The sequence below is a fragment of the Psychrobacter sp. AOP5-GZ1-6 genome, from assembly GCF_052376345.1.
Classification (GTDB): Bacteria; Pseudomonadota; Gammaproteobacteria; order Pseudomonadales; family Moraxellaceae; genus Psychrobacter.
In genome coordinates this window covers 56,229-69,434 of record NZ_JBQSVP010000001.1, presented here as the reverse complement: position 1 = coordinate 69,434, position 13,206 = coordinate 56,229, and the positions used below count along the sequence as shown (strand labels likewise).

The following is a 13,206-nucleotide window of genomic DNA, read 5'->3' as shown; positions in this document are numbered from 1 at the left end:
GCTACTTTATTTCACATATAGTCGATTGGTTATAATAGCTATAACCAATCGCCATACATCTTAACCGTACTGACGCTTAACGTTATGATGTAGATATGGTATAAAGGTCAACGTTTAAGCATATCGTTCATCTATTACCTACTAAGTACGACTAGTAAATAAACAGCATAGAGCGCAACTCTTATAATACGGCTTTATTTATGCAAGCATTGATTGAGCGTCATATTGACTCTCATTGATGATCACAAAGGGCCATTAATGAATAATAGGTAGATTTTTATGGCGTTAATAGTACAGAAATATGGCGGTACCTCGATGGGCAGTATCGACCGCATAAAAAACGTCGCCCAACGAGTCAAACGCTGGCATGACAATGGTCATCAAGTGGTTGTGGTGGTTTCTGCTATGAGTGGCGAAACCAACCGCCTGATTGATCTTGCACGCCAAATCAGCGCTCAGCCAGATCCCCGTGAATACGACCAAATGGTTTCAACAGGTGAGCAGGTTTCTATCTCTTTATTGGCCATGGCGATTAAAGATCTCGGCATTGGTGCTCGTTCATTCACAGGTCGCCAAGTAGCGATTAAAACGGATAATGCCCACAATAAAGCCCGTATCGAAAGCATCGATGATCAAAACATACGTGAGCAATTAGATGCTGGAAACATCGTCATCGTAGCCGGCTTTCAGGGCATTGATGCAGAAGGCAATGCCACCACATTAGGTCGAGGTGGCTCTGATACTACTGGTGTCGCTATTGCAGCGGCGCTAGGTGCTGATGAATGTCAAATCTATACCGATGTTGATGGTGTCTATACTACTGACCCTCGTGTCACCTCAAAAGCCAAAAAACTTGAAAAAATCACTTTTGAAGAAATGCTAGAAATGGCAAGTCTTGGCTCTAAAATTCTACAGATTCGTTCAGTAGAATTCGCTGGTAAATATGGTGTACCTTTGCGTGTACTATCTAGCTTTGATGAAAATAATGACGGTAGTTTTGACCAAGAATTTCAAAACAATGTCGGCACCCTAATTACGATAGACGAAGGAGACAGTATGGAACAGGCAATCATCTCAGGTATCGCTTTCAACCGAGACGAAGCAAAAATTGTAGTGCGCGGTGTACCTGATCATCCTGGTATTGCCTCTGCTATCTTGAGCCCTATTGGACGTGCCAATATCGAAATCGATATGATCGTACAAAACCTTTCGGATAATGGTACAACTGACTTTACCTTCACTGTTAATCGTACTGACTTAGACAAAACACTAAAAGTGCTCAATGACGAAGTCAAAGACGAAATTGGTGCCAAAGAAATTTTGGGCAATAGCGAAGTTGTCAAAGTTTCATTGGTTGGTGTTGGCATGCGCTCACATGCAGGCGTTGCTAGTCTGATGTTCCAGACACTTGCTGAAAACAACATCAATATCCAAATGATATCGACCAGCGAAATTAAAGTATCAGTACTAATTCAAGATCAACATTTAGAAAAAGCTGTTAAATCATTACATACAGCATTTGGTCTTGATCGTGAAGATGGCGAAAGTAAGATCGCTGGGTTATAATAGTTTCTGATAATCTTGATCCCTAGTTGTATAGCTGGGCTATCATTTTTATTAAAATATAAATTTAGCTATCACATATTTGTTATTCATAGCATTCAATAATTTTTGATTAAATAGGGTCTTTTTAGATCCTATTTTTATTATTGCTAGGCTTAGTAGTTAACTAATAGTTTTGTGAAAACTCGTGACAGTATCTGTTATGCCCCCTATAATGGGCTTTCATTTGGGCTAAATGAATCTACCTATCATTACCGTCATTGGTACAACGTTTAAATATTATCGTTATACCAACATACGACATATTCAGTACGACGGTGATGTCCTGCAATTGAGAAGTAATATAATGAGTAATAACCTGTCAATGCGACATAAGGAGTGTGACGCATGTTAATTTTGACACGCCGTGTAGGTGAAACGCTAATGATTGGTGACGAGGTCAGTGTGACTGTCCTAGGTGTCAAAGGTAATCAAGTACGTATCGGTGTAAATGCACCTAAAGATATTGCCGTACACCGCGAAGAGATTTATCAACGTATTCAGCATGAGCGCTCTGTACAGTCGCAAATGCAGCATCTAGAGCAAGGTAATTTTGCGCCTTCTTTTGATGATGAAGATTACTTTAATCGCTAAGCTGTCATGCTTAATCATTGAGCGTATGAAAGCATTGTGTTTTTATAAATATCATATATAGATATTTTATATAAAAACTGTATTTTTTTAATCTGCTCTGAGGTCATTTATTTATGAGTATTCGCCAATCAGATATATCGGCTCTACTTAATGGTTTGAATAAGAAAGCCATTGGATTCAATGATGTCATCAGTTTTATTGATGATTTTTATCGCTATGCGCCTGCCCCTTTTGTTAATGGTATGGTCCATAATGCAGCTGGTGAAAATGAAGGCAGTGCCAAGATTTTTGGTTTTGCTAAACACCATGGTCTTGATCAATTGGATACGCTAAAACTATTCGGCGAGCACTACGCCAAAGTTCAAGCAACACCTAACGGTACCGATCATGCCAATATTCGCAACTTTTTGCATTGGGGTTGGCAAGGTTTTTTGATGCAAAAAAATCCATTGACACCACGTCCTAGCGTTGATACTACTGCACTTTAATGGCCCATCATATAATAAAAAAGCCACGCTACATATAGCGTGGCTTTTTTATTGCGGCTTACCATAATAGATGCTTATTTATTATGAAACTTAACAGGTTGCACCGCACCTTTAGGATTAGGCATATTTGGGTAATGATGCTCATGCTCGACATCACACTCTTCTCCAACGATAGAACCATCTTCTTTTACTGGTTTATGAATATAGCCTGTACGTTCAGCAGGCTGTAGATGTTCATGCTCCCAGACCATCACTGCTTGCATGCAAGTGTCGCGCTGTTCAGGCGTCAATTTTCGACCATCAGGCCATTTACCCAACTCAATTGCCACACGAAATTTATCAACCACTTCTGGCGTCAAACTTGTCAATATCGTTTGTTTGTCCATCTTAACTACTCTCCACTACTACTTTTTGTTATGTTCTTTATATAAACTTCTCGCTTATTCATCATCCATAATATCATCATCGACATCCAGACTGAACTCTTCGGCATGGACGTTCCAGTGTAGCTTTGTACGACAAGCTTCATAAAAATCAAACCCTGGTGGATGCAATAGCGTGAGCTTGTCAGGATGTTTACGGATATAGAGACGCTGTTCTTGCTCAAGTGGTACACTTGGCTTACCATCTGCACTAACCATCGGCTGAGTGCGATTGTCTTCGTGAATACGAATACACACCTCACTATTACCACTCACCACAATTGGGCGACTGGACAAGGTATGTGGATGCATAGGCACTAGGCAAATGGCATCCATACTTGGGTGAATAATAGGGCCGCCACCAGACAATGCGTAGGCTGTTGAACCTGTAGGCGTTGCCGCTATCAAACCATCACTATGCTGTCTATATACATCCTGACCATCAATTTTCATCTGAAAATCAATCATATGTACTGATTTACCAGCATGTAATACCACATCATTGAGCGCCATGTCTTCATGGATAATCTTACGCCCTTCTCGTATTTCCATAGTCAATAGAAACCGATGATCAAGTTGATAATCACCCATTAGTACTTGACGTAGCTTAAAGGCAGCCTCATCAGGTTTTACATCTGCCAAAAACCCAAGCCGACCACGGTTTACACCTAATACAGGAACACGGTAACGTGCCAATGCTTCAGCGGCATGTAATATCGAGCCATCACCACCAACGACAATGACCAAATCACAAATCTCACCTATCAAGCTACGCTTGACGATTTTGACTTTTTCAATCTCAGTCAGATTCAGAGTAGGTAAATTGGCTGTTTTCACATCCATAATCAATGTGAGATTCATATCATTGATGGTTTGAGCAATCTGTACCAAACTTTGAGTGACACTGCGTTTTCCTGCACGGCCCATCAAACCAATACGCCTAAAAGCAGGGTTTTTGATAGCGTGGAACAGCTCTGATTCATGTAAGTGTGGCAATCTTTCGGACTGCGCTGAGTTTTCCATAAAACGACTCGGTATAACGGTAAGATACTAAGCAATGATAGCGATAAAATAGCGCTTAGACTAGCATGTTTATAAATTATCGTTGTTAACTGTCGTAAGCGGCCCCATATAAGATCTATTATACGTTACTCTTAGACGTGTTTGTTTAGCGATATAGACCGCTCTATTATAACTCAATAGTCACCTTCAAAGTGTTACTAGCCCTGATGGCTGTCACGTAAACACAGTTGACAATAATGGCGGTTTTGCTAGAGTAACGGTTATCTAAATTATTTATATTTTATTATTAAGGACATATATATGGCCAATCCTATTGTCAGTCGTGCAGAACTTGCGATCGGCGGTAATCCAATGACGGTCAAAGGTGTAATCCAAAAGACCAGTCTATTACTTGGGCTATCAGCCATCACTGGTGTGGGTTTTTTCTTTTACGCTCTCATGGCAGGTCTATCACAAGGTTTTATTATGGGAGCAGCTTTCGGTAGCATGATTGCTGCATTCGTTCTAGCTCTTTTCATCACTTTTAAGCCACAAAAAGCCAAGACTTTGGCTGTACCTTATGCACTACTAGAAGGTATATTTCTAGGTGGTGTATCACTGTTTTTTATGAGAATGTACCCAAGCGTGCCAGTGACTGCAATGTGTGCAACTTTTGTCACCGCAGCCGTTATGCTAGGACTCTATCGTTCGGGTTTAGTCAAGGTGACTGAAAAGTTCCGCTCGATCGTGACCTCAGCGGTTATCGCTATTATGCTAGTTTATGTAGCACAGTGGGTGCTTTCTTTAGCGTTTGGTTCAAGCCTACCTTTCTTATTTGAAGGTGGCGTAATCGCTATTGGATTTAGCTTGTTTGTCATCGTTATTGCCTCTTTTACACTGCTGTTGGATTTCGATAATATCGATCGCGGTGTAGCAATGGGTATCTCAGAAGACTACGAATGGTTATTCAGTATTGGTATACTTGCCACGCTAGTGTGGATGTACATTGAGTTTATGCGCCTATTAAGCTATCTACAAGATTAGTATAAATAGACTGTCTAATAGTAAGCTAAAACAAAAAACCGTCTTTGATTAAAGGCGGTTTTTTTGTGGTTCAAAGTAAATACTGGTTCACAACTAAGAATGTGATGATGTTCTTGCAGTTTACTCATCAGATAAAGCAAGGAATGAGGGTTGTTGAGTCTCTTACTTTTTATAGGGCTATCTATCATTCAAACTAGCTATGAGTATCTGACTTTAATGTGTTTTTGGAACTATTTTTTTGTGTGCTACGTCTTTTGGATAAAGAATTTTGATAAATATGAATGTATATAGAACTGTTAAAAACAGACATACAAAGCCAAGTAATACATGCGACTTTTTGTTTGCTCGAAATGTTTCATCGTATGTTTTAAGGTGCTTATCATCTATCTTTAATGTAACTAATTGTGGAGTATCATTTTTAAAACCTAAAAAACTAGGCTGATCGTACCAGCCTACTACTGCATGTTTGCCCAAATAAGGTTCAACGCTTTTTAAGTCTAAGCATGAAGCACTACTACCCGATGTAATTGCAGTATAACTACAACCATAAACTACCTTCTCATCTGAGTACTCTATAGGTTCTAGAATTATGAGTGATCTAGACCTCTTGCCAGTGGTTCTCGTATACTCTAAAATTCCTGTACTATAATTTAATTGCGATTCTTGAGGAAAACCCCTACCTCGCCATTCCAAAAAATATTTGGTTGGCAGGAAAGAAATAAACAATAAAAATAAAATAATATGTATTTTTTGAGATTTCGATAACTTGCTAAATTTTCTAATATTTTTGAACATAAATTATTTCTTATAAAGGTTATTTAACACGTCATTTTGAAAAATCCTCCAAAATAACAAGTTTTGCTTTGTTGTAATGACTTTTGGTTTTGCAAAAGTTTACGAGCTAAATATTTGCATCCCCTGATCGCTATCCAATGTGATGAAGTGTTTATTCATTAGCTACTAATCGGTTTTTTGCCAACTTTACTAGATAGCCAATACATTAATATTGAAAACGGAAAAGCAAATAAAATCATATACTTGTTAATTTTGTTACTAATATTAATATTCCTGAGAGTATCTGCGTAGCTTATAATCACCTTATCATCGACTTCTACAGTTACCACTTGAGGTACATTGTTTTTGAATATTAAAAACTTATCTTGTATATACCATCCTATGGTTGCCTCTTCATTTAGATAGGGTTTATAAAAATTGTTACCACAATCACTACTTCTTCCGTTATCGAAAAATGAATAACCGCATGCAAAAACCTGAGTCTCTGATTTACCCGCGACGTTATCAAGCGTTAGGTGTTTAGTGTGACGCACATTGTCATGAAGACCTAAAATACCTGTTGTGTAAAAGAGGGAGTCTTCTTTAGGGAATCCTATACCAGCATATTTTGTAGTCATACTTATTAGTATAAATACAAATAGAGATACGCTTAGGTAAAAGTCTAGTTTTCGCTTTATTTTGAATCCACGCATATGTCTTACTCAAGAAAAGGGGGTTCAGTTATAAAGATAACTGGTCGATCATTAAATTATTAGTTTGCGCATAGTAGTCATCTGCGACAGGTCATTGCTAATAACAGACTCACTGCGGCAGTAACAATTGTTGATTAGAATTTGAAGATACTAATGTAATAGAAATATAAGTGCAACAAAAATTTACTTTTTTATTTACTAACATTACAAAGAGATTACTCTCTAATATGTTGTTGATTCTGTGATTTTCATCTGCAAGATATATATCCGTAAGGCAAAAATTTAATGTCGTAGATGTTTTAATGAGGAAACTTAAAAGAAAAGACCTATACAAAAAAGGCATTTGAGCAGAAACAGCAGACACAAAAAAACCCCAAGTAAACTAATACTTGAGGCGAAACTTGCTTAAACTCGTAAGTTTAAATTTGTTTTAAATATGGCGCAGCGGACGGGACTCGAACCCGCGACCTCCGGCGTGACAGGCCGGCATTCTAACCAACTGAACTACCGCTGCTTAGGTCGTTTAGCTTTTTTACCACAAGCTATTAAGTGGTGGGTGATGACGGATTCGAACCGCCGACATTCTGCGTGTAAGGCAGACGCTCTACCAACTGAGCTAATCACCCCTCGAACAATTGCAAGGCAATTTATTCAACATCAACTGAGCTTTTATTTTGTCACTAAGCTCTGCTGCTGTGGATGTGTATTATATAGATTTACACATGGCTGTCAAACAGTATTTTTGAATTTTTGACATATTTTTTGCGTTTTTATCAACCACATGAATAAGCTTATGTTTTTATTGATTTTATATTTTCATAAAAAACCAATATTCTTTAGCACTATAATCGATTCAATTTAAAAGCAATACCAGGCAACCAAATATAGATGTATATGTGACGCTTCAAGCGAGGTTAGCACTGTAATGCTTTTATAGTGGAGTCTATAAGACCTCAACCTTTTGCCAATGCCTGTTCGATATCTGGTTTTAAAGCGGCGGGCTTAGTCGTTGGTGCATAGCGGTCAATGACTTGCCCATCTATACCGACCAAAAACTTGGTGAAGTTCCATTTTATTCCATCTGTTAGTAAGCCGCCTTTTTGGGCTTTTAGCCACTTAAATAGTGGATGAGCGCCCTCTCCATTAACGTCCACCTTTTCCATCATAGGGAAGCTAACACCATAGTTCTTTTGGCAGAACGCGCCAATCTCATCATTACTACCAGGGTCTTGGCTACCAAATTGGTTACAAGGAAAACCGATAACGATTAGTCCTTGATCCTTGTACTGTTGGTATAGTGCTTCTAGCCCTTCAAACTGCGGAGTAAACCCACATTTACTGGCGGTATTGACAACCAATAACACGCGACCTTTATAATCAGTAAACGCTTGCGTCGTGCCATCCATACACGTAGCAGTAAAATCATAAATATTACTCATTATTCATCCTTAAATTGATTGAGTTGTTTTAATACCCTCTAACCATGACTATTTTGCATCGCAGTAGCTTTTTCATAACTGCTTTTTCATAACTGACTTCTCACAGTTACTTTCTCACAGTTACTGCTAATTGTGCAACAGCATAAATATAGCGCCTATTATCAAAAAGGAAGCGTCGTGCGCTTCCTTTTTATACTGCTAAGCTTATATCATTCTCAAAATTAAGTAAAAAGCGAGTACATGCCTTTGCTCACTGTGCTAACTATCTGCCACTACGTATCGTAGGTTGTATAATTTTGATATAGACATTCGTACTTCTGGGAGTTGATAGCATCTAATCTGTTATCTGTATTTTCAATTATTATGCTCGCTGCTATTTTTCAGATTTGTCCAAATCGATAGAGACTGAGTTTATGCAATAGCGCATCCCTGTCGTCTCGCTAGGTCCATCAGGGAATACATGACCTAAGTGTGCCCCGCAGTTACTACAAGTCACCTCTGTGCGAGTCATGCCCAATGAGTTATCGACGTGCTCATCAATAGCGCTGTTATCGATTCCTTGGTCAAAACTTGGCCAACCGCAACCAGCATTGAATTTACTGCTTGAGTCAAACAAGCTAGCGCCGCACCCTTTGCAGCGATAAATACCTTCATCATCTGCATCATTATAGACACCTGTGAATGGGCGTTCTGTGCCCTTCTCGCGCATTACATGGTATTCATCAGCACTCAAGCGTTCTTTCCAATCAGCTTCGGTTAATTGGCTAATTTCTGCTTTGCTAAGTTGATTGTCTTGCATAGTTTGTCCTTACTTAAATAGGTATTGTCCGATTTTCTATTTGGCTACTAATCAAGTTTTATCGCCATATTATTATAAATAACGATGTGCCCTATCTATTGATGATCAACCCAATATTCAAGACATACATCACAATAATATTGTATTGGCAAAGCAATTAGTAATGGGTAATGGGTAATGGGTAATCATATGGTATTTCAGCAGGGAACCACTTCATACGCTTATAAATGCAAGATTTACTTTCATTGTTATAACTTTTTTAAAATAACTTGCATAGCAGTTATTTATGCAATAATATCTTGCATTAGGATATAAGTATTATTATTGAATTAAAGTAATCTACTTATGACAAACCTATTGATAAATAAAGGCTTAACTGATTATGGCTAGCGAGAAAAATAAAGGTACACAAGCCGAACGACTGGTGCAGCTGCGCCGTGATAAAGGATTTACTGCGGAGCAATTAGCACAAGCGATGACGGCAGCAGGCGCAAAGGTCAGTCGCGGTGCTATCTCTAATTGGGAGCGTGGCACCAATGGTATCGTCTCGTCTAAATTACCCACGCTAGCACGTATTTTAGGCTGTAGCGAAGGCTACTTGCTGCGCGGTGAGCTTCAAAACCAAACAAGCACCACTACAAATACGACAGCCAGTGTATCAAATAAGAACGATGATTTAGATACTACGCCTCCTAAACATACACAACCTGACAAATCAAGTGAGAGCAAGCCAAGCTCAGTCAACACAAACTCACCAAATAGCCCTATGAGTGATCCCTCTATGAATACCATTAAAAAATCTGATAAATTACAAAATGTCTGCTACGACATTCGCGGCCCACTACTACAGACTGCAAATAAAATGGAGGCGGAGGGCAAACGTATATTAAAGCTGAATGTCGGCAACCCAGCACCATTCGGTCTAGAAGCACCGCATGAGATTTTGCGTGATGTGGCGATGAATTTGCCAGACGCCATTGGGTATTCAGACTCACAAGGGATCTTTTCTGCGCGTAAAGCAGTACTGCAATATTATCAATCAAAAGGGCTGCTATCGGCAGTTGATGTCCGTGATGTATATTTAGGTAATGGTGTCTCTGAGCTGATTGTCATGACTATGCAAGCATTAATGAACGATGGTGATGAGGTACTCATTCCAATGCCAGATTACCCGCTTTGGACAGCGGCCGCTAATCTATCTGGTGGTACGGCTGTACACTATCGCTGTAATGAAGACGACAACTGGCACCCTGATATAGAAGATATCAAATCAAAAATTACCAGTAAGACAAAAGGCATCGTGGTTATCAACCCTAATAACCCAACTGGTGCGCTTTATAGCGACGAGCTCCTATTACAGATTATAGAGGTTGCTAAAGAGCATGATTTAATCATCATGGCGGATGAGATTTATGACCGTATTCTCTATGACGACACTCTACACACACCAATGAGTACTTTGACGGATGACGTACTGGTTCTATCGTACAACGGTTTGTCAAAGTCGCATCGTATCGCGGGGTTCCGTGCAGGTTGGATGATGGTCTCAGGTCGCAAGCAACACGCTGCTGACTTTATAGAGGGTCTGGATATGCTAGCCTCTATGCGCTTATGCTCTAACGTTCAAGGGCAATACGCTATCCAAACAGCGATGGGTGGCCACCAAAGTATGAAAGATTTGACATCTAAAACAGGTCGCTTGTATAAGCAGCGCGAAATGGCCGTATCGCGACTTAATGCAATTAAAGGCATTTCATGTACGATGCCACAAGGCGCGTTTTATTGTTTTCCAAAGATGGACCCTGAAGTTTACCCTATTACGGATGACATGAATTTTATGATGGACCTACTGATTGATGAAAACGTTCTAATGGTACAAGGGACGGGGTTCAATTGGGACAAACCGGATCACTTCCGCTTAGTGTTTCTGCCCAATTTACATGACTTAGAAGATGCAATGGATCGCTTAGACAGATTCTTTGCTAAAAAACGCCAACAGTTTGGTACTGATTAAACACTCATTTAGGATGCTCCATCATATAAAAAATGCTTATCAGCATGATGCTGATAAGCATTTTTTTCAACCAACTTGTTATACTTACTAACTACAACTTATCTTCAATACGAGTATTAAAAAATATTACTCAATACGAAATAACTGATAGCCGACATACTTGCCGCTGCAGGAAGCGTCACAACCCACGCCAAACCAATCGGTTTCATCAGCTTCCAATTGGTGTCTCTATTGACGATACCGATACCCAATACCGCACCGACTAAAGTATGTGTACTTGATACAGGTAATCCCATCGTCGAGGCTACCATAACAACAGCTGCTGCAGCCAGTTCTGCTGAAAAGCCAGAAGCAGGGTGCATTTTGGCCAAATTGGTTCCTACCGTCTGAATGACTTCTTTACCGATAAACCAAAGACCAACAATAAGTGAAACCCCAAAAGTCAGCATGACCGCTGGTGGTACTGCCGCCTCGGTAGCAATACTATTGGTACGAATCACATCCATAATCGCGGCAAAAGGACCAACTGCATTGGCAATATCATTCGACCCATGACTAAAAGCAAAAGCCGATGCGGTAAAGACTTGCATCCAACTAAACATAATAAAGGTTGCTTTGGTCAAATCCTCTTTATGCTTACCACGGATACTTTTGGTATAGATAAAGGTCGCAAGCCATACTAGCGCCGCTATCATTCCCATGATCAAGAAGCCCTGTAGCGTCGTCATATTACTGTTGACGTTTTTAAGGCCTTTGAATACAACCAGCGATGTCATGACGGCACCACCAGCTGCTGCAATAAGCGGCACCCACTGCTTAAGTGCTTTTAGCGTATCAAGGTTGGTACGCTCGTTCTCAATCTCATAAAGCTGTTTGTAATAATCTGTCTCTAGATCTTCTATCACGCAATCATCATCTTTATAGATTTCTTGATCACGTAGCATGGCCGATGTATAAGCCAGCTGCTCTGATTCTGTTAGACCTTCCAAAAACTCTTTATGGTTTTGCTTTAAGGTTTTTTTATTGCCTTTAAGAATCGCAAGATGTGCCTCTGTTCGATCATTATACTCGATGATATTTTTCTTAATCTGTCCGTATAACAGGTAGGATAATACACCACCTAGCAACGGTGATAGCACCCAAGAAATAGCGATCGTACCAACAGTTCCCCAACTCACTGTTGATAAAGCCATTTCCGTACCACCCAATGTGATACCCAGTACGATAGAGCTACCAACAACGCCACCGATAATGGAGTGCGTGGTCGAAACCGGTAAGCCTTTTTTGGTGGCAAACAATAACCAAAATGCAGCAGCGATTAAAGCTGAGAGCATGACATAAATAAATTGATTAGGTGTCACCGTTAGACCATCTAGGTCAACGATGCCTTTTCTGATCGTATCAGTAACTTCGCCACCTGCCAGTACAGCACCTGACACTTCAAATATTGCAGCAATACCCAATGCTTGAGGAATGGTTAATGTGCCGGCACCTACCGAGGTACCAAAGGAGTTGGCGACATCATTCCCACCAATATTGAATGCCATAAAGACACCAAAAGCGGTTGCTACAATAAATAGCGTCGTTTGTTGATGCATTGTGTAGTCTAGACCCCACCACGTAAAATAGGCGGTCATCGCAATCAGTACAATGGCAAAAAATATATTTATTCTCATAGAGCCGACTGATTTGACTGACTCTGTAGAACTACTGCTAATACCCATACGTTAATACGTCCTGCGTAAGCTGATTGAAATTATATGCGGTTAATAACATTGCACTGTAATGCTAAATACTACTATAACTATACTATTTAGCATTGTGGTAACGTCTATAAAACGCGTGATGTACTCGATAAGTAGCGATCTAATTAGTGATTTAAGTAATGACTTAAGCAACGATATTTTCGATAGTACGGCTGATACATTGGCCTGAAGCGATTGACTGCTGATGCATGTTCTATCTCATTGACGGGTTTTACTTGATTTAAAATTACAAACTAATTTTAGGTAAAACACGTCTCTTAACATGTCACAAAGCCGCAAGTAATATTGCTAAATCGTCTGATTACAGCATCTTGCGGCTTTGAAGTTTTATTGTGGCCATAGTAACACTAGGACGCATAGAACAACTATAACGCCCTATTTGCTATAGCATATTATGTATAGCAGAAAACATTAGGCGCCTATTATATTAAATATAAGCGCCTAATGCATGATGATATTGCGAGATTTGTAACTGCCAAGGTCATATTCAATTAACATCACTTTTCAGTGACTTATCGTATTATTATACTATTTTTGTATAAACATTAA

The 13,206-nt window shown here is 39.5% G+C and carries 11 protein-coding genes, 2 tRNA genes and 1 pseudogene; 5 read left to right on the top strand and 9 right to left on the bottom strand.

From position 1 onward, the window contains the following. The first annotated feature begins 279 nt into the window (after positions 1 to 279). The 3 genes and pseudogenes from ACT3RN_RS00325 (at position 280) to ACT3RN_RS00315 (ending at position 2,684) form a co-directional block, all read left to right on the top strand. The gene (locus ACT3RN_RS00325; protein ID WP_192519509.1) at positions 280 to 1,566 is read left to right on the top strand and encodes an aspartate kinase; all 1,287 of its coding nucleotides are present in this window, start codon (positions 280 to 282) and stop codon (positions 1,564 to 1,566) included. A 384-nt stretch (positions 1,567 to 1,950) separates the two neighbouring features. After that, positions 1,951 to 2,118 (top strand): annotated as a pseudogene (csrA, locus tag ACT3RN_RS00320) (carbon storage regulator CsrA); the annotation flags it as partial. A 191-nt stretch (positions 2,119 to 2,309) separates the two neighbouring features. Beyond that, positions 2,310 to 2,684 carry a HopJ type III effector protein gene (locus ACT3RN_RS00315; protein WP_225739186.1) on the top strand — a complete coding sequence of 125 codons (375 nt, stop codon included), beginning with the start codon at positions 2,310 to 2,312 and terminating at the stop codon, positions 2,682 to 2,684. Positions 2,685 to 2,758: 74 nt separating this feature from the next. Here the strand turns inward: ACT3RN_RS00315 and ACT3RN_RS00310 are convergent, their stop codons facing one another. Both ACT3RN_RS00310 and ACT3RN_RS00305 read right to left on the bottom strand, forming a co-directional pair. Further along, entirely contained in the window at positions 2,759 to 3,070 is a 312-nt protein-coding gene (locus ACT3RN_RS00310) for a YeaC family protein (protein ID WP_192519510.1), read from the bottom strand. Between the two features lie 54 nt (positions 3,071 to 3,124). Further along, positions 3,125 to 4,129, bottom strand: coding sequence for an NAD(+) kinase (locus ACT3RN_RS00305; protein ID WP_192992179.1), 1,005 nt, complete (start codon positions 4,127 to 4,129; stop codon positions 3,125 to 3,127). A 300-nt stretch (positions 4,130 to 4,429) separates the two neighbouring features. On the opposite strand from ACT3RN_RS00305, the gene ACT3RN_RS00300 reads away from it, so the two are divergent. Beyond that, positions 4,430 to 5,152 carry a Bax inhibitor-1/YccA family protein gene (locus ACT3RN_RS00300; RefSeq protein ID WP_442061914.1) on the top strand — a complete coding sequence of 241 codons (723 nt, stop codon included), beginning with the start codon at positions 4,430 to 4,432 and terminating at the stop codon, positions 5,150 to 5,152. Positions 5,153 to 5,365: 213 nt separating this feature from the next. Here ACT3RN_RS00300 and ACT3RN_RS00295 read toward each other — a convergent pair whose 3' ends face one another. From ACT3RN_RS00295 to msrB, 6 genes are all read right to left on the bottom strand, one after another. Further along, positions 5,366 to 5,947, bottom strand: a complete 582-nt coding sequence (locus tag ACT3RN_RS00295) for a hypothetical protein (RefSeq protein ID WP_442061917.1) — start codon at positions 5,945 to 5,947, stop codon at positions 5,366 to 5,368. Positions 5,948 to 6,105: 158 nt separating this feature from the next. Beyond that, on the bottom strand, positions 6,106 to 6,564 hold the full coding sequence (locus tag ACT3RN_RS00290) for a hypothetical protein (protein WP_442061920.1): 459 nt from the start codon (positions 6,562 to 6,564) through the stop codon (positions 6,106 to 6,108). A 512-nt stretch (positions 6,565 to 7,076) separates the two neighbouring features. Further along, positions 7,077 to 7,153 (bottom strand) — tRNA-Asp (locus ACT3RN_RS00285). Positions 7,154 to 7,189: 36 nt separating this feature from the next. Further along, positions 7,190 to 7,265: transfer RNA gene (locus tag ACT3RN_RS00280), tRNA-Val, on the bottom strand. Between the two features lie 327 nt (positions 7,266 to 7,592). Continuing rightward, entirely contained in the window at positions 7,593 to 8,078 is a 486-nt protein-coding gene (locus ACT3RN_RS00275; protein ID WP_442061923.1) for a glutathione peroxidase, read from the bottom strand. Positions 8,079 to 8,451: 373 nt separating this feature from the next. Further along, positions 8,452 to 8,877, bottom strand: a complete 426-nt coding sequence (gene msrB, locus ACT3RN_RS00270; protein WP_442061926.1) for a peptide-methionine (R)-S-oxide reductase MsrB — start codon at positions 8,875 to 8,877, stop codon at positions 8,452 to 8,454. A 475-nt stretch (positions 8,878 to 9,352) separates the two neighbouring features. On the opposite strand from msrB, the gene ACT3RN_RS00265 reads away from it, so the two are divergent. Continuing rightward, complete coding sequence (locus ACT3RN_RS00265; protein ID WP_442439979.1) at positions 9,353 to 10,891, top strand: aminotransferase class I/II-fold pyridoxal phosphate-dependent enzyme; 1,539 nt, start codon at positions 9,353 to 9,355, stop codon at positions 10,889 to 10,891. A 116-nt stretch (positions 10,892 to 11,007) separates the two neighbouring features. Here the strand turns inward: ACT3RN_RS00265 and ACT3RN_RS00260 are convergent, their stop codons facing one another. Beyond that, complete coding sequence (locus ACT3RN_RS00260; protein ID WP_192520432.1) at positions 11,008 to 12,615, bottom strand: inorganic phosphate transporter; 1,608 nt, start codon at positions 12,613 to 12,615, stop codon at positions 11,008 to 11,010. Positions 12,616 to 13,206 lie beyond the last annotated feature (591 nt).